Origin of the sequence: Ramlibacter tataouinensis, from assembly GCF_027941915.1 — a bacterium.
Classification (GTDB): domain Bacteria; phylum Pseudomonadota; class Gammaproteobacteria; order Burkholderiales; family Burkholderiaceae_C; genus Ramlibacter; species Ramlibacter tataouinensis_C.
The window spans coordinates 3,042,680-3,059,565 of record NZ_CP116009.1; the positions used below are offsets into that span (position 1 = coordinate 3,042,680).

Sequence of the window (16,886 nt, forward strand, 5' to 3'; positions counted from 1 at the left end):
GAACATGACCGAACCCGCCGCCCGCCTCCAGTTGCAGGGCATCACCAAGCGCTACCCCGCCGTCGTGGCCAACGACGGCATCTCGCTGTCCGTGCGGCCCGGGCAGGCCCACGCCGTGCTGGGCGAGAACGGCGCCGGCAAGTCCACGCTGATGAAGATCATCTACGGCTCGGTCAAGCCCGACGCCGGGCAGATCCTGTGGAACGGCCGGCCGGTGCAGGTGCGCAACCCGCAGGAGGCGAGGGCGCTGGGCATCAGCATGGTGTTCCAGCACTTCAGCCTGTTCGACACGCTGACCGTGGCCGAGAACGTCTGGCTCGGCCTCGGCAAGCGCCTGAAGCTGGCCGAGGTCACCCGCCGCATCGAGGCCAAGGCCTCCGAGTACGGCCTGCCGATCGATCCCTCGCGGCCGGTGCACACGCTGTCGGTGGGCGAGATGCAGCGGGTGGAGATCATCCGCGCGCTGCTGACCGACCCGCAGCTGCTGATCCTGGACGAGCCGACCTCGGTGCTGACGCCGCAGGCCGTCGACAAGCTGTTCGTGGTGCTGCGCCAGCTCGCCGCCGAGGGCTGCAGCATCCTGTACATCAGCCACAAGCTGCACGAGATCCGCGCCCTGTGCGACGCCTGCACTGTGCTGCGCGGCGGCCGGGTCACCGGCGAGTGCGACCCGCGCCAGGAAAGCAACGCCTCGCTCAGCCGCATGATGATCGGCGCCGAGCCGCCCGAGCTGGAGCACCACGAGCGCCAGCCCGGCGAGGTGGTGCTGCAGGTGCAGCGGCTGGCGCTGGAGCGCGAATCGCCGTTCGGCGTCGACCTGGACGGCATCGACTTCCAGGTGCGGGCCGGCGAGGTGGTGGGCATTGCCGGCGTGTCCGGCAACGGCCAGCGCGAGCTGCTGTACGCGCTGTCGGGCGAGGACCGGCGCGCCCGCCCCGAGGCCATCCGGCTGGGTGGGCAGGCGGCCGGCCGCATGGGCCCGGCGCACCGGCGCCACCTGGGCCTGCACTTCGTGCCCGAGGAGCGGCTGGGCCGCGGCGCCGTGCCCTCGCTCGGGCTCGCGCACAACCTGATGCTGACCCGCACCGACGCCGTCGGCCGCTCGGGCTGGGTGAACGTCAAGGCGCTGCAGCGCCAGGCGGGGGACATCATCCGCCGCTTCAACGTCAAGGCGGGCGGACCCGAGGCCGCGGCGCAGTCGCTGTCGGGGGGCAACCTGCAGAAGTTCATCGTCGGGCGCGAGATCGACGCCCGGCCGAAGCTGCTGGTGATCTCGCAGCCGACCTGGGGCGTCGACGTCGGCGCGGCGGCGCAGATCCGCAGCGAGATCCTGGCGCTGCGCGACGCCGGCTGCGCCGTGCTGGTGGTCAGCGAGGAACTGGAGGAGCTGTTCGAATTGAGCGACCGCCTGCACGTGATCGCCAAGGGCCGCCTGTCGCCCTCACTGCCGCGGGCCCAGGCCACGGTGGAGAAGATCGGCGCGTGGATGAGCGGGCTGTGGGATGCGCCGCCCGCCGTCGCCGCCCGGGAGGCCGCCAATGCTTAGGCTGGAAGCCCGTCCCGAGCCTTCGCGCTTCTGGAGCCTGGCCTCGCCGCTGCTGGCGCTGGTGCTGACGGTGGTGATCGGCGTGCTGCTGTTCGCCGCCCTCGGCAAGGACCCGGTGCGCGGCCTGCAGGTGTTCTTCTGGGAGCCGGTCAAGTCGGCCTACGCGCTGGGCGAGCTGACGGTGAAGGCGACGCCGCTGCTGCTGATCGCGCTCGGCCTGGCGGTGTGCTTCCGCTCCAACGTCTGGAACATCGGCGCCGAGGGCCAGTTCATCGTCGGCGCCATCCTGGCCGGCGGGGTGGCGCTGATGGCCGGCAAGGACACCAGCCGCTGGATCGTGCTGGCGGTGCTGCTGGCCGGCACCGTGGGCGGCATGCTGTGGGCCTCGGTCACGGCGGCGCTGCGCGACCGCTTCAACGCCAACGAGATCCTGGTCAGCCTGATGCTGGTCTACGTGGCCGAGCAGCTGCTGTTCTACCTGGTGTTCGGGCCGTGGAAGGACCCGGGCGGCTACAACTTCCCGCAGACCCGCACCTTCGAGGCGGTGACCCAGGTGCCGCGGCTGATGGCCGGCTCGCGCGTGAGCATCGGCGTGCTGATCGCGCTGGCCGGGGTGGCGCTGCTGTGGATCTTCCTGTTCCGCACCCGGGCCGGCTTTGCCCAGCAGGTGGGCGGGCTGGCGCCGGCGGCGGCGCGCTACGCCGGCTTCTCCTCGCGCAAGGCGCTGTGGCTGGCGCTGCTGCTGTCCGGCGGCACGGCCGGCCTGGCCGGCGCGCTGGAGGTGGCCGGCCCGATCGGCCAGCTGACGCCGCACGTGCCGGCCGGCTACGGCTTCGCCGCCATCATCGTGGCCTTCGTCGGGCGCCTGCACCCGGTCGGCATGGTGTTCTCGGCCATCCTCATGAGCATGTTCTACATCGGCGGCGAACTCGCGCAGTCGCGGCTCGGCCTGCCCAAGTCGCTGACCGGCGTGTTCCAGGGGCTGCTGCTGTTCACGCTGCTGGCCTGCGACACGCTGATCGCCTACCGGCTGCGCTGGCGTTCATCGGCGACCCAGGCGAAGCCCTCGGTGGCGATGGCGTCGAAGAAGGGGGCCGCCTGATGGAAAGCTACGCACTCCTGCTGGCCGCCACGCTCAACGCCGGCACCGTGCTGGCGCTGGCGGCCCTGGGCCTGCTGATCAACGAGAAGGCCGGCATCGTCAACCTGGGCGCCGAAGGGATGATGCTGTGCGCCGCGCTGGCGGCATTCGCCGCCGTGGTGCACAGCGGCAGCGACACGCTGGGTTTCCTGGCCGGCGTCGGCGCGGCGGCGCTGCTGGCAGCCATCTTCGGGGTGCTGGTGATCTGGCTCAACACCAACCAGTACGCCACCGGGCTGGCGCTGAGCCTGTTCGGCGCCGGCTTCTCGGCCTTCGCCGGCATCGGCTACGTGCAGGAAAAGCTGCCCGAGCGGCTGCACTTCACCATCCCCTTCCTGGGCGACATCCCGCTGCTCGGGCCGGCGCTGTTCCGCCAGCACCCGATGGTGTACCTGGCGATCGGCCTGGTCGCCTGGCTGGTCTGGTTCCTGTACCGCTCGCGCGCCGGCCTGGTGCTGCGCTCGGTCGGCGAGTCGCCCGAGTCGGCCCACGCGCTGGGCTACCCGGTGCGGCTGATCCGGCTGGCCGCGGTGGTGGCGGGCGGCGCGCTGTGCGGGCTGGCCGGCGCCTACCTGATCCTGGTCTATACCCCGCTGTGGGTGGAAGGCATGGTGGCCGGGCGCGGCTGGATCGCGCTGGCGCTGACCACCTTCGCCACCTGGCGCCCGGCGCGGGTGCTGCTGGGCGCCTACCTGTTCGGCGGCGTGACCATGCTGCAGTTCCACCTGCAGGGCGCCGGGGTCGACGTCGCCACCCAGTTCCTGACCATGCTGCCCTACCTGGCCACCATCGTGGTGCTGGCGCTGATCTCGCGCAACCCGACCTGGATCCGGGTCAACATGCCGGCCTCCCTGGGGAAACCCTTCCATCCCGGCTCATAATTCGCGCTTTCGTCGCCACCACCCCTCAGAGGACCCCATGACCGACCTGAAGAAACGATCCCTGCTGCAGGCAGCGGCCCTGTCCGCCATCGCGGCGACCGCGCTGGTCGCCTGCGGCAAGAAGGAAGAGCCGGCGCCGGCCGCCGCGCCCACCGCTGCCGCGCCGGCCTCGGCACCGGCCGCGCCCAAGCCCGAGCCGCTGAAGATCGCCTTCGCCTACATCGGGCCGGTCGGCGACGGCGGCTGGACCTTCGCCCACGACAACGGCCGCAAGGCGGTGGAGAAGGAGTTCGGCGACAAGGTGGTGACCTCGTTCGTCGAGAACGTGCCCGAGTCGGCCGACGCCGAGCGCGTGATCCGCGACATGGCCTCGCAGGGCAACAAGCTGATCTTCGGCACCACCTTCGGCTACATGGAGTCGATGATCAAGGTGGCGGGCGACCACAAGGACGTGAAGTTCGAGCACGCCACCGGCTACAAGACCGCCGACAACCTGCGCACCTACGACAGCCGCACCTACGAAGGCGCCTACATGGCCGGCGTGATCGCCGGCAAGATGACCAAGACCAACACGCTGGGCGTGGTCGGCTCGGTGCCGATCCCCGAGGTGGTGCGCAACATCAACAGCTTCACGCTGGGCGCACAGTCGGTCAACCCGAAGATCAAGACCAAGGTGGTGTGGGTCGGCAAGTGGTTCGATCCGCCGAACGAGACGGCCGCGGCCACCTCGCTGATCAACGGCGGCGCCGACGTGCTGATGCAGAACACCGACTCGTCGGCCGTGCTGCAGACCGCCGAGAAGATGGGCAAGCGCGCCTTCGGCTGGGACAGCGACATGACCAGCTACGGTCCCAAGGCGCACCTGGGCTCGGCGGTCATCAACTGGGGCCCGTACTACGTCAAGGCGACGCGCGACGCGCTGGAAGGCACCTGGAAGGGCAACGAGCAGTCCTGGTGGGGTGTCAAGGAAGGCGCCATCGACATGGTGTCGATCGCCGAGGACGTGCCGGAAGAGACCAAGAAGAAGATCGAGGAAGTCAAGGCCGGCCTGAAGGACGGCAGCTTCGTGATCTGGAAGGGCCCGCTCAAGGACAACGCCGGCAAGGAAGTGCTGGCCAAGGACGCTGTCGCCGACGACAAGTTCCTGGGCGGCATCAACTTCTACGTGCAGGGCGTCGAAGGCAAGGTGCCGGGCGGCGACAAGAAGTAAGCCGCCGCGGCGGAGAACAAGGGGCCGGGGGGCGCACCCCCGGCCCCTTTTCTTTTGCGCGCCGCCTTGGCGCACGGCCCGGGCCGGCTCAGCCCACCCCGTGCCTGGCCCCGCGCCCGGGCGTCAACGGCTGGCGGCGCGGCGCCGCTGCGGCGCCGGCACGGCCAGTTCCTCCGCCAGGTACCGCACCATGCCCTGGGCGGCCGGCGACAGCGACCGGCCGATGCGGCTCACGATGCCGATGCGCCGGCCCACCACCGGCCGCTGCAGCGGCACCACCGCCAGCCCGCGCGAGGCCACCAGGCCCAGGGCCAGACGCGGCAGCACCGTGATCCCCAGGCCCTCGGCCACCATCGCGCCGCCGGCCGCCACGCTCGGGTACTCGAGCGTGGGCGTGACGGTGATGTCCTGGCGCAGCAGCGCCGCGTCGACGATCGGGCCGATGCTGCCCTGGGCGGAACTGCCGATGAAGGGCCGGCCGGCCAGCGCCGTCCAGGGCACGGCCTTGCGCTGCGCCAGCGGATCGTCGCGCCGGCACACCAGCACGAACGGGTCGTCCAGCAGGTGCGTGTAGCGCAGCCGCGCGTCCGCCGGCGGCTCCACCGTGATGCCGAAGTCGACCAGGCCCTGCTCGACCCGCTGCAGCAGCGGCGCCGCCGGTGCTTCCTCGAGCGTGAAGCCGACGTCGGGCAGCCGCCGGCGCAGCGTCGCCACCGCCCGCGGCAGCAGCGCCACGCCCACCGACGGCAGCGCGGCGACCGTGACGTGGCCGCGGCGGCCGTCGACGAACTGCGACAGCTCGCTGAAGGCGCTGTCGAACTCCTGCAGGATGCGGCGGGCGATCGGCAGCAGCTCCTGGCCGGACGGCGTGAGCGCGACGTGGCGCGTGTCGCGGTCGAACAGCCGGGTGCCCAGCGCGGCCTCCGCCACGCGGATGGTGCGGCTGAGCGCCGGCTGCGAGACGAACAGCGCCTGGGCGGCGGCGCGGAAGCTGCCGCTGGCCGCGACCTTCTCGAAGGCCTCCAGCTGCTGCAGGGTGAGGTTGATCCGCATCGCTGATCAGGAAAGCCGATCACACATATACCTTTATTGTCCTTGTTCTATCGCCGGGGGCGTGCCTAGACTGCCGCTCTCTTCCATCCAGGCATCTGCAACGAAGGCGCGCGCGTGATCAAGGTTCTCGAAGGCATCCGGGTGCTGGAACTCGGCCAGGTCCTGGCGGGGCCGTTCGCCGGCTCGATCTTCGCCGGGCTCGGCGCCGAGGTCGTCAAGGTCGAGCGCACCGAAGGCGGCGACGACGCCCGCCGCATGGGGCCGGCCTTCCACGACGGCGACTCGCTGATCTTCCAGGTCTTCAACGCCGGCAAGCAGTCGGTGGCGCTGGACCTCAAGAGCGAGGCGGGCCGCGCCGGCCTGGAGCGCCTGCTGGCCGGCGCCGACATCCTGCTGCACAACCTGCGCCCGGGCGTCACGCGCGACCTCGGCATCGACGCCGCTTCGGTCTGCGCGCGCCACATGCACCTGATCTACTGCGAGATCTCCGCCTTCGGCCACCTCGGCCCGCTGGCCAACCATCCCGGTTACGAACCCCTGATCCAGGCCTTCAGCGGGCTGTCCAGCACCAACGGCGGACCGGACGATCCGCCCATGCGCTCGGCGACCTCGCTGTGCGACCAGGGCTCCGGCATGTGGCTGGTGATCGGCGCCCTGGCGCTGCTGGCGCAGCGCGCGCGCACCGGCCGCGGCGGCGTGGTCAACACCTCGCTGCTGGAGACGGCCCTGTCCTGGAACGCGCAGAAGGCCGACGCCTGGCGCAACGAGGGCGCGCTGCCGCCACGCCACCGCTCGGGCCATCCGGGCTTCGTGCCCTACGAGGCCTTCGATACCGCCGACGGCCCGCTGCTGGTGTGCTGCGGCAACGACCGCCTGTTCGCCAAGCTGGCCGCCGAGATCGGCCGGCCGGGCTGGCTGGAGGACGCGCGCTTCGCGACCAACCGCGCGCGCCTGCAGCACAAGGAGGCGCTGGTCGCCGAGCTCGGGGCGCTGCTGCGGCAGGCGCCGCGTGCGCAGTGGCTGGCGCGCTTCGCGCGCGCCGGCGTGCCCTGCGCCCCCGTGCACAGCGTGCCCGAGGCGCTGGCGCACCCGCAGGTGCAGGCGCTGCAAATGGTGCAGCCGATGGCCGATGCGGGCTTCGCGCTGACGGCGCTGCCGCTGTCCATCGACGGCGTGCGCGCCGGCTGGGAGCGCGCCGCGCCGGCCCTGGGCCGCGACAACGCCGTCTACGAGGAGGCTTCCCGATGAATTCCACCACCACCCGTGAGGCCCGCGCCAGCGGTGATCCACGCTCGACCCCCGTGCGCATCGGCGGCGCCAGCGGCGCCTGGGGCGACAGCCCGCTGGCCGTGCCGCAGCTGCTGGGCGCGGGGGTGGACTACCTCATGATGGACTTCCTGGCCGAGGTCACGATGTCGCTGCTGGCGCGCGCCCGCATGAAGGACGCGGCCGCGGGCTTTCCGCCCGACGTCATCGGCTACCTGCGGCCGCACCTGGCGACGCTCGCGCGGCAGAAGGTGAAGGTGGTCACCAACGGCGGCGGCGTCAACCCGCTGGCCTGCAAGCAGGCGCTGGAGGCGGCCTGCAGCGAGCAGGGCATCCAGCTGCGCATCGCCGCCGTCGAGGGCGACGACCTGCTGCCGATGGCGCCGGCCCTGCGCGCCGAAGGCGTGCGCGAGTGGGTGAGCGGCGCGCCCCTGCCCGAGCGGCTGCTGACGGCCAACGCCTACCTGGGCGCGCTGCCGATCGCCGCCGCCCTGGCCGCCGGCGCCGACATCGTCATCACCGGCCGCTGCGCCGACAGCGCACTGGCGCTGGGCATCCTCATGCACGAGTTCGGCTGGGGCGCGCACGAGCACGACCGGCTCGCCGCCGGCAGCCTGGTCGGGCACCTGCTCGAATGCGGCCCGCAAGCCACCGGTGGCCTGTTCACCGACTGGGAGCAGGTGCCGGGCTGGGACCGCATCGGCTACCCGATCGCCGAATGCAGCCCGGACGGCCGCTTCGTCATCACCAAGCCCGAAGGCACCGGCGGGCTGGTGACGCCGCAGACCGTCGGCGAGCAGGTGCTCTACGAGATCGGCGATCCGGCCGCCTACGTGCTGCCCGACGTGGTGGCCGACTTCTCGCAGGTGCGGCTGGTGCAGCAGGGCCAGGACCGGGTGGCCGTGGACGGCGCGCGCGGCCGCCCGCCCACTGCCCAGTACAAGGTGTCCGCCACCTGGCAGGACGGATTCCGCGCCACCTCCCTGGTCTGCATCATCGGCACCGACGCGGCGCGCAAGGCGGAGCGCACCGCCCAGGCCCTGCTGGAGCGCTCGCGGGCGCTGCTGCAGGCGCGTTCGCTGCCCGACTTCAGCGCGACCCACGTCGAGGTCCTCGGGGCCGAGGCCAGCTACGGCGCCCAGTCGCAGGCACGCGCCAGCCGCGAGGTGGTGCTGCGGCTGGTGGCGGAGCATCCGGACCCCAAGGCGCTGGACCTGCTGGCGCGCGAGGTCGGCTCGGCCGGCCTGAGCTTCGCCCAGGGCACGGCCGCCTTCATCGGCGGACGCCCCAAGCCGTCGCCGGTGGTGCGGCTGTACACCTTCCTGGTCGACAAGGCGCGGCTGCCGGCCCCGCGCGTGCGGATCGGCGACGAACCGGCCTTCGAGGTGCCGGTGCCCGCCGGCGAGCACTGGGAGCCCACGCCCGCCGCTGCAGGCACCCCGGCCGCGGGCGCTGCTGGCGCTGCCGGCGAGCTGGTGGAGGTGCCGCTGCTGGCCGTGGCCCACGCGCGCTCCGGCGACAAGGGCGATTTCTCCAACGTGGCCATCTTCTGCCGCGAGCCGCGGTTCTACGACCACCTGAAGCGCGAGCTCAGCTGCGAGCGCATGGCGGCCCACTTCGCCGGCACCGTCGAAGGGCCGGTCCGGCGCTTCGAGGCGCCCGGCATGGCGGCCCTCAACTTCCTCATGCAGGACGCCCTGGGCGGCGGCGGCATGGCTTCGCGCCGGATCGACCCGCTCGGGAAAGCCTACGGACAACGGGCGCTGGAGATGCGCGTGCGCGTGCCCGCCGACTGGCTGGCCGCGCCGGCCCCCGCCACATCACGATAAAGGAGACGCAAGACGATGAGACGCCAATTTCTGCAGGGCCTGGCCCTGGCCGTCGGCCTGGCCGCAACGCTGGGCGTGCAAGCCCAGGGCGGCGGCTTCCCGGACAAGCCGGTGCGCCTGGTGGTGCCGTTCCCCCCGGGCTCGGGCACCGACATCGGCGCGCGCCTGCTCGCCCAGCAGCTGCAGGCCGCGCTGGGCCAGCCCTTCGTGGTCGACAACAAGCCGGGGGCAGGCGGCTCGATCGGCGCGATGGAAGTGGTTCGCGCGGCCCCGGACGGCTACACGCTGCTGTTCGCGTCCAACTCGCCGGCCGCCTCCAACGTGGCGCTGCTCAAGAGCATGCCCTACGACCCGACGCGCGACCTGGCGCCGATCGGCGGCGTGGGCGACAGCGTGATGGTGCTGCTGGTGCGCAACGAGCATCCGGCGAAGAGCCTGAAGGACTTCGTCGCCTACCTCAAGCAGCGCCCCGGCAAGGTGTCGGCCGGCTACGGTTCCTCCAGTTCCCAGACCAGCATCGCCCTGCTGAACAAGCTGGCGCAGGTGGACGTGCTGGCGGTGCCCTATCGCGGCATCCCGCTGGCCGTCACCGACACCATCGGCGGCGTGGTCGACTTCACCTTCGCCGACCTGGCCAACGGCGTCGCGCAGGTCAAGGGCGGCAAGATGCGGGCCCTGGGCGTGACCTCCGCCAAGCGGGTCGCGATCGCCCCCGACTGGCCGGCGCTGGGAGAAACCTGGCCCGGCTTCGACATCACCGCCTGGCTGGCGGTGTTCGGTCCGGCCCAGATGCCGGCCGAGCGGGTCGAGAAGCTCAGCACCGCGATCGCGGCGGCCCTGCGCAGCCCCGAGCTGCGCGAGAAGCTGGCGGCCACGGGCATGCAGCCGATGCCGATGACGCCGGCCCAGCTCAAGCAGTTCCAGGGCGCCGAGATCGCCAAGTGGATCCAGCTCGCCCGCGACGCGAACATCGAGCCGCAGTGAGCCGGACCGCCGCCTGAGGATTGCGCCGGCCGGCGCGGGTAGAGTTCCGGCCATGTCTGAACGAAACCATTGGCATCCGGTGGCGGATGGCGCGGCGCTCACGGACGCGCCGGTCGCCGTTTCGCTGCTGGACGAGCAGCTCGTGCTCTGGCGCGACGCGGCCGGAGCCGTGCACGCGTGGCCGGACCGCTGCCCGCATCGCGGCGCCCGCCTGTCGCTGGGCCGCATCGAAGGCGGCCGGCTGGAGTGTCCGTACCACGGCTGGCAGTTCGCCGCCGGCGGGCAGTGCGTGCAGGTGCCGGCGCTGCCCGGCTTCGAGCCGCCGGCCACCCACCGGGTCGCCGCCTACGAGGCGCAGGAGGCCCACGGCCTGGTCTGGGTGCGGCTGGCCGCCGGCGGGCCGCCGCTGCCGGCCTTCGCCGCCGAGGACGACGCGCGCCTGCGCAAGCTCAATTGCGGGCCCTACGACGTGGCGGCGAGCGCGCCGCGCATCGTCGAGAACTTCCTGGACATGTCGCACTTCTCCTTCGTGCACGAAGGCTGGCTGGGCGCGCGCGGCATGGCCTCGATCGACGACTACGCGGTCGAGGAGACCGCCGCCGGCTTTTGCGCCACCGGCTGCAAGGCCTGGCAGCCGCAGTCCAACCTGCATTCGACGGCGCCCGCCCAGGTCGAATACACGTACGAAGTCACCGGCCCCTACGCCGCGGTGCTGACCAAGCTGCCGGAGCCCGGCACGGTGGCGCGGCCCGACTGGCGCGAGGCCATTGCGCTGTTCATCTGCCCGGTCGGGCCCGAGCGCAGCCGGGTCTGGTTCCGGCTGGCGGTGGCCGATTTCGATTCGCCCGACGAGCGCCTGCGCGAATTCCAGGACACGATCTTCCGGCAGGACCAGCCGGTGCTGGAGTCGCAGACCCCCAAGCGCCTGCCGCTGGACCTGCGCGCCGAACTGCACACCCGCGCCGACCGGGCCTCGGCCACCTACCGTCGCCACCTTGCCCGCCTGGGCGTCACCTTTGGAGTTCTCTGATGGCCGCGATTCCCGCGCTTCCCGCCATTTCCGCCGAGCGCCTGCCCGGCCTGCTGCGCCGCATGCCCAAGGCCGAGCTGCACATCCACATCGAGGGCTCGCTGGAGCCCGAGCTGATCTTCGCGATGGCGCAGCGCAACGGCGTGGCCATTCCGTACGCCAGCGTCGAGCAACTGCGGCGCGCCTACGCCTTCAGCAACCTGCAGAGCTTCCTGGACATCTACTACGCCGGCGCCAGCGTGCTGATCACCGAGCAGGACTTCTTCGACATGGCCTGGGCCTACCTGGAGCGGGCCAAAGCCGACCACGTGGTGCACGCCGAGATCTTCTTCGACCCGCAGACCCACACCGCGCGCGGCGTCGCCATGGAGACGGTGATCAACGGGCTGCACCGCGCCTGCGAGCAGGCGCGCACGCAGCTGGGGGTGAGCGCGTCGCTGATCCTGTGCTTCCTGCGCCACCTGAGCGAGGACGAGGCATTCCAGACGCTGGAGCAGGCGCTGCCCCTGCGCGACAAGTTCATCGGCGTGGGGCTGGATTCGAGCGAGGTCGGGCACCCGCCGGAGAAGTTCGCGCGGGTGTTCGCGCGCTGCGGCGAGCTGGGCCTGCACCGGGTGGCGCACGCCGGCGAGGAGGGCCCGCCCGAATACATCTGGAGCGCCCTGGACGTGCTCAAGGTCGAGCGCATCGACCACGGCGTGCAATCGGCCAAGGACCCGCAGCTGATGCGCCGGCTGGCGCAGGAGCGGGTGCCGCTGACCGTCTGCCCGCTGTCCAACCTGAAGCTGTGCGTGTTCCCGCGGCTGGCCGATCACAACATCCGCCAGCTGCTGGACGCCGGCCTGGCGGTGACCGTCAACTCCGACGACCCGGCCTACTTCGGCGGCTACCTGAACGACAACTTCCTGCAGACGTTCGAAGCCACCGGACTGACGGCGCAACACGCCTGGCAGCTGGCGAACAACAGCTTCGAGGCCAGCTTCGTCGGGGCGGAGCGCAAGCGCCGATGGCGCGACCAGCTGGACGAGGTGTTCGCCGGTTAATTGGGGTCAGATTCCAATTTCCGCCGGGTCGGTGTCATCGCGGCCTTGCGCCGCAATCCTTCTCTCGTGCGTCGTCCGGCGTCGGGAGGGAATCCCGGCGTTCGCCGGGATGACATGAGGGAGGGCGCTGAACCGACCCGAGGCGCACTCCTCAGCCCCCCAACCCCTCCACCGCCTGCCCCATCGCCTCGCGCGCCTGCTCCCAGATGCGCTGCTGCCACTCGGGCGTGTCGGTGTAGAAGGCCTCCAGCATCTGGCGCTTGATCGAGGCGGCCAGCTCGGGCGAAGCCTCCGGGTGCTGGGCCAGCCAGTGCTCGGCGCGCACCGCCTGCAGCACCTGCTGCAGCGGCTGGGTGCCGTACTCCATGGCGATGCCGGTGTACTCGGCATCGGGGCACTCGTCGGGCACGCAGGCCCACATCATCCCGGTCAGCTTGGACGAGGTGGACGAGCCGTCGTAGATCGAGGTGACCGGCGTGCGCCCGTCGCCATCCCACCAGCGGCGCGCCCGCGCCACTTCCGCGGCATCGTCGGGCCCGGCGTAGATGCGCTCGCCCAGGCCGCTCGGCCCGAGCCCGGTGTGGAAGTCGATCCAGCCGATGCGCCGCGCAGTGCGCGCGTGGGCGCGCAGCACCTCGCGCAGCGTGCGGTTGCTCCAGGTCGGCCCGAGCCCGCCGTAGTACATGCCGTCCGGGAACTCGTGCTGGCCGCTGCTGATGGCCGCCTGGTAGGCGGCGGCGCCGTGCTGCTCGACCCAGCGCTGCAGTTCGGCTTCGTTCTGCGCCGACGGCGGCCAGTGGTCGGGGAACATCAGCCCGTGCAGCTGTGCGTAGCCGGGGTTGCGCGGCAGCGGCTTGGAGAAGTCGTGGAAGTTGCGGTTCAGGTCGACGTTCTCCTGCGTGGTGCGCCGGATGTGCGAGAAGCCGTAGGGGTTGAGCGCGTGCACGTACAGCACGGCCACGCCGCCGCGGCGGGCCTGCTCGCGCCAGGCGGCGTCCTGCAGCGCCGCCACCTGCACGCCGCTGCCGCAATAGCCCTCGACGCCGTGGCAGGCGCTGGACAGCACCAGCAGCGCCGTGGCATCGGGCGCGCCGTCGCGCGCCACGTCCATCGCCAGTTCCTCGCCGTCACGGCCCCGCTCGGGGTGGATCTTCGACTCGACCTGCAGCCCGGCGTCGGCCGCGGCGTCCAGGAAGCGCCGGCGCGCCTGCGCGTAGCTGGCGGAAAAGCAGTCCTGCAGCTTCATGCGCGCTCCTTGGCGAACCAGGCCTCGGCCAGCCGCACCCAGTAGGTGGCGCCCAGCGGGATCAGGTCGTCGTTGAAGTCGTAGCTCGGGTTGTGCAGCGTGCAGGGCCCGGCGCCGTGGCCCATCTCGCGGTGGGCGCCGTCGCCGTTGGCGATGAAGCAGTAGGCGCCCGGCTTGGCCTGCAGCATGAAGGCGAAGTCCTCCGCGCCCATGGTGGGCTCCTGCACCAGGACGTTGTCCTCGCCGACGATCGAGGCCATCACCTCGCGGCAGAACTCGGCCTCGGCGGCGGAGTTGACGGTGGCCGGGTAGTTGCGCACGAACTCGAACTCGCACTTGGCGTCGTGCGCGGCGCAGATGTGCTCGGCCACCTGCTGCATCCGGCTCTCGATCAGGTCCAGCACCTCGGGCTTGAACGTGCGCACCGTGCCCTGCAGCTCGCAGCTGTCGGGGACCACGTTGGTGGCCTCGCCGGCGTGGATCATGGTGACCGAGATCACGCCTGCGTCCACCGGCTTCTTGTTGCGGCTGATGATGGTCTGGAAGGCCTGCACCATCTGGCAGGCCACCGGCACCGGGTCGATGCCGTTGTGCGGCAGCGCGGCGTGGCTGCCCTTGCCGCGGATGGTGATCTTGAACTCGTTGGACGAGGCCATCACCGGCCCCGGGCTGACGGCGAACTGGCCGACCGGCATGCCCGGCCAGTTGTGCATGCCGAACACCGCCTCCATCGGGAACTGCTCGAACAGGCCGTCCTTGATCATCTCGCGCGCGCCGCCGCCGCCTTCCTCGGCCGGCTGGAAGATCAGGTAGACCGTGCCGTCGAAGTTGCGGTGCTTCGCCAAGTGCTGGGCCGCGGCCAGCAGCATGGCGGTGTGGCCGTCGTGGCCGCAGGCGTGCATGCGGCCGGCGTGGCGGCTGGCGTGGGGGAAGGTGTTGAATTCCTGCATCGGCAGGGCATCCATGTCGGCGCGCAGGCCGATGGCGCGCGGGCTGCTGCCGGCCTTGACGATGCCCACCACGCCGGTGGTGCCCAGGCCGCGGTGGATCGGGATGCCCCATTCGGTGAGCTTGGCCGCCACCAGGTCGGCGGTGCGCACTTCCTGGAAGCACAGTTCGGGGTGGGCGTGCAGGTCGCGCCGGATGGCGGTGAGGGCCGCCGCCTGCGTGACGATGGAATCAAGGACGTTCATGGTCGGCAACTTCTTGGATTCGAGCCGGCCAGTCTAGCCCGTGGCACCGGGTCCGCGCATGAGGGCAATCCGCCACAATCCGGCCCATGCCCGCCGCCCCCACGCCCTCGCCGCGCGCCCTGGAACTGGCGCAGTCCCTGGTGCGCATGAACACCATCAGCGACCGCAGCAACCTGGAGCTGATCCATTTCATCCGCGATGAGCTCCTGCGGCTGGGCGTGCGATCGCGCCTGACCTTCAACGCCGACAAGACCAAGGCCAACCTGTTCGCCACCCTGGGCGAGGGCAAGCCGGCCGGGGTGATCCTGTCGGGCCACACCGACACCGTGCCCTGGGACGGGCAGGACTGGTCGCTCGACCCGCTTTCGGCCACGGTGCGGGACGGCAAGCTCTACGGGCGCGGCGCGGCCGACATGAAGGGCTTCATCGGGCTGGCGCTGGCCCACGCGCCGCAGTTCCTGGCGAGCCAGGCGCCGTTCGCCATCCACCTGGCGTTCAGCTACGAGGAGGAGATTGGCTGCTTCGGCGTGCGCGAGCTGATCGCCGACCTGCGCGACGCCGGCGTCAAGCCGCTGGCCTGCATCGTCGGCGAGCCCACCGGCATGGTGCCGGCGATCGCCCACAAGGGGGTGTACCGGTACCGCTGCTGCGTGCGCGGCAAGGAGGCGCATTCCTCGCTGACGCCGCTGTCGGTCAACGCCATCGAGATGGCGGCGCGGGTGGTCGGCAAGCTGCGCGACATGGCCGAGGGTTTCGAGCGCGAGGAGCCGCGCTACGACGGCTTCGACGTGCCGTTCTCCACCGCCAGCGTCGGCCAGTTCCACGGCGGCATTGCCGACAACGTGGTGCCGCGCGACGCCGAGTTCCGCTACGAATTCCGCGACCTGCCGACGGCCGACGCCCAGGCCATGCAGCGGCAGGTGCTGGACTACGCGCGTTCGCTGGAGCCGGCGATGCAGCGGGTGGCGCCGGAGGCGGGCTTCCGCTTCGAGACGATCTGCGAGATCCCCAGTTTCCAGGGCCGGGCCGAGGACCCGGTGACGCGGCTGGCGCAGCGGCTGGCCGGCGAGGACAGGACCACGCTGGTGGCCTTCGGCACCGAGGCCGGGCTGTTCAGGAACGCCGGCATTCCCACCGTGGTGTGCGGGCCCGGCTCCATCACCCAGGCCCACCAGCCCGACGAGTTCGTCAGCCTGGAGCAGCTGGCCCGCTGCGAGGCGTTCCTGCGCGGGCTGGCGGCGGCGACGGAAGTGGGCTGAGGCCCGCCCCGCGCTATTCCCGCACCCGGCCCTGCGAATCGATCAGGCTCAGCTCCACCATCCGGGAGCCGACCCGCTCGTTGCCGAAGTGCACGCGGAAGCCGCCGACATCGACGTCTTCCAGGCCTTCGATGGCCTTCCTGATGCGCGCCCGCGAGGGGTCCTTGGCGCGGCGCAGGGCCTCGACGTAGGCTCGGGCGGCGAGGTAGCCCTCCAGCATGTAGACGTTGGGCTTGCCGAGCTTGGCGGCCTGGGCGTCGGCCATCAGCTCGCGCACCACCGCGACCTTGGCGCTGTCGCTCTTGGGCACCACGCGCACCACCACCACCCCGGCGCCGGTGGGCCCCAGCTCCTCGGCCAGCAGGCTCTCGCCGGTGTTGGAGAAGCCGTAGATCGGGCCGCGGAAGCCCTTGGCGCGCAGGTCGCGCACGGCGCTGGCGGCATTGCCCGCGTCGCTCAGGATCAGCACCGACTGGGGTTTCGTCTCCAGCGTCTTGTCGACACTGTTGGCCACGCTGCCGGCGTTGACCACGTTGTTGGCCAGCAGGTTGGCGCCCATCGCCGTCATGGTGCGCTGGGCCGCGTCCAGCGCCGCCATCGACTCGCTGTCGGCCGCATGCAGGATGGCCAGCTTGCGTGCGCCCAGGGTCTCGGCGTGGCGCGTGACGGCCGCGGCCTCGATCGAATAGCCCGGCCGCAGCGAATAGATGTTCGGGTACTGGGCGCCGCGGAATTCGTCGGCCGCCGCCATCGGGGCGAAGACCAGCACGTCGCTGTCCTTGACCAGCGGGTAGGCGGCCGTGACCTGGGTCGAGCCGTAGAAGCCGAACAGCGACAGCACTCCCTGGGCCAGCAGCTTCTTGGTGTTCTCCACCGTCAGGGCCGGGTTGCCGCGGTCGTCCAGCGTCACCAGCTCGACCTTGCGGCCGTTGACGCCGCCGGCGGCGTTGACCCGGTCGAAGTACAGCTTGGCGCCTTGCTGGTACGGCTCGGCCAGGGAAGAGCCGGGACCGGTCAGCGCCACCGACTGGCCCAGCACGATGCTGGTCTTGCTGACCCCGTCCTCGGCGGCGACCCCCGCCGCGCCCGCCACCGCGAGGACCGCTACCATGGCGGCTCGCGCCCAACTCTGGGTGGTCTTCATCGTTCGGATCTCCTTCGTTGGCCGTAAGCGGATGTAACGTGACGAGCACTCTAGGGAACAA

The 16,886-nt window shown here is 71.5% G+C and carries 14 protein-coding genes; 10 read left to right on the plus strand and 4 right to left on the minus strand.

All coding sequences use genetic code 11. From position 1 onward, the window contains the following. Positions 1 to 4: 4 nt before the first annotated feature. From PE066_RS14550 to PE066_RS14565, 4 genes are read left to right on the plus strand one after another with little or no spacing between them, the layout of a single operon-like run. Positions 5 to 1,546: an ABC transporter ATP-binding protein gene (locus PE066_RS14550; RefSeq protein ID WP_271233248.1), complete on the plus strand. Its 1,542-nt coding sequence runs from the start codon at positions 5 to 7 to the stop codon at positions 1,544 to 1,546. Then, the gene (locus tag PE066_RS14555; RefSeq protein WP_271233249.1) at positions 1,539 to 2,648 is read left to right on the plus strand and encodes an ABC transporter permease; all 1,110 of its coding nucleotides are present in this window, start codon (positions 1,539 to 1,541) and stop codon (positions 2,646 to 2,648) included. Before PE066_RS14550 ends, PE066_RS14555 begins: the two co-directional genes overlap by 8 nt. Beyond that, positions 2,648 to 3,568 carry an ABC transporter permease gene (locus PE066_RS14560; RefSeq protein WP_271233250.1) on the plus strand — a complete coding sequence of 307 codons (921 nt, stop codon included), beginning with the start codon at positions 2,648 to 2,650 and terminating at the stop codon, positions 3,566 to 3,568. The genes PE066_RS14555 and PE066_RS14560 overlap by 1 nt, the downstream gene beginning before the upstream one ends. A gap of 37 nt (positions 3,569 to 3,605) precedes the next feature. After that, the gene (locus PE066_RS14565; RefSeq protein WP_271233251.1) at positions 3,606 to 4,778 is read left to right on the plus strand and encodes a BMP family ABC transporter substrate-binding protein; all 1,173 of its coding nucleotides are present in this window, start codon (positions 3,606 to 3,608) and stop codon (positions 4,776 to 4,778) included. A gap of 123 nt (positions 4,779 to 4,901) precedes the next feature. Here PE066_RS14565 and PE066_RS14570 read toward each other — a convergent pair whose 3' ends face one another. Next, the gene (locus PE066_RS14570) at positions 4,902 to 5,831 is read right to left on the minus strand and encodes a LysR family transcriptional regulator (protein WP_271233252.1); all 930 of its coding nucleotides are present in this window, start codon (positions 5,829 to 5,831) and stop codon (positions 4,902 to 4,904) included. A gap of 114 nt (positions 5,832 to 5,945) precedes the next feature. Between PE066_RS14570 and PE066_RS14575 the strand changes: the two genes are divergently transcribed. Genes PE066_RS14575 through PE066_RS14595 form a run of 5 tightly spaced genes read left to right on the plus strand, consistent with a single transcriptional unit; the run spans position 5,946 to position 11,983 of the window. Then, complete coding sequence (locus PE066_RS14575; protein ID WP_271233253.1) at positions 5,946 to 7,079, plus strand: CaiB/BaiF CoA transferase family protein; 1,134 nt, start codon at positions 5,946 to 5,948, stop codon at positions 7,077 to 7,079. Next, entirely contained in the window at positions 7,076 to 8,926 is a 1,851-nt protein-coding gene (locus tag PE066_RS14580) for an acyclic terpene utilization AtuA family protein (RefSeq protein ID WP_271233254.1), read from the plus strand. Before PE066_RS14575 ends, PE066_RS14580 begins: the two co-directional genes overlap by 4 nt. 15 nt (positions 8,927 to 8,941) lie before the next feature. After that, the gene (locus tag PE066_RS14585; protein WP_271233255.1) at positions 8,942 to 9,910 is read left to right on the plus strand and encodes a Bug family tripartite tricarboxylate transporter substrate binding protein; all 969 of its coding nucleotides are present in this window, start codon (positions 8,942 to 8,944) and stop codon (positions 9,908 to 9,910) included. 52 nt (positions 9,911 to 9,962) lie between these two features. Then, the gene (locus PE066_RS14590; protein WP_271233256.1) at positions 9,963 to 10,940 is read left to right on the plus strand and encodes an aromatic ring-hydroxylating dioxygenase subunit alpha; all 978 of its coding nucleotides are present in this window, start codon (positions 9,963 to 9,965) and stop codon (positions 10,938 to 10,940) included. Continuing rightward, complete coding sequence (locus tag PE066_RS14595; protein ID WP_271233257.1) at positions 10,940 to 11,983, plus strand: adenosine deaminase; 1,044 nt, start codon at positions 10,940 to 10,942, stop codon at positions 11,981 to 11,983. Before PE066_RS14590 ends, PE066_RS14595 begins: the two co-directional genes overlap by 1 nt. Positions 11,984 to 12,134: 151 nt before the next feature. On the opposite strand, the gene PE066_RS14600 is transcribed toward PE066_RS14595, so the two are convergent. Together PE066_RS14600 and PE066_RS14605 are read right to left on the minus strand one after the other, a co-directional pair. Then, positions 12,135 to 13,229, minus strand: a complete 1,095-nt coding sequence (locus PE066_RS14600) for a M14 family metallopeptidase (RefSeq protein ID WP_271233258.1) — start codon at positions 13,227 to 13,229, stop codon at positions 12,135 to 12,137. Next, on the minus strand, positions 13,226 to 14,422 hold the full coding sequence (locus PE066_RS14605) for a M20 aminoacylase family protein (protein WP_271233259.1): 1,197 nt from the start codon (positions 14,420 to 14,422) through the stop codon (positions 13,226 to 13,228). The genes PE066_RS14600 and PE066_RS14605 overlap by 4 nt, the downstream gene beginning before the upstream one ends. Before the next feature lie 86 nt (positions 14,423 to 14,508). Between PE066_RS14605 and argE the strand changes: the two genes are divergently transcribed. After that, complete coding sequence (gene argE / locus PE066_RS14610) at positions 14,509 to 15,681, plus strand: acetylornithine deacetylase (protein ID WP_271233260.1); 1,173 nt, start codon at positions 14,509 to 14,511, stop codon at positions 15,679 to 15,681. Positions 15,682 to 15,694: 13 nt separating this feature from the next. On the opposite strand, the gene PE066_RS14615 is transcribed toward argE, so the two are convergent. Then, the gene (locus tag PE066_RS14615) at positions 15,695 to 16,825 is read right to left on the minus strand and encodes an ABC transporter substrate-binding protein (protein ID WP_271233261.1); all 1,131 of its coding nucleotides are present in this window, start codon (positions 16,823 to 16,825) and stop codon (positions 15,695 to 15,697) included. Positions 16,826 to 16,886 lie beyond the last annotated feature (61 nt).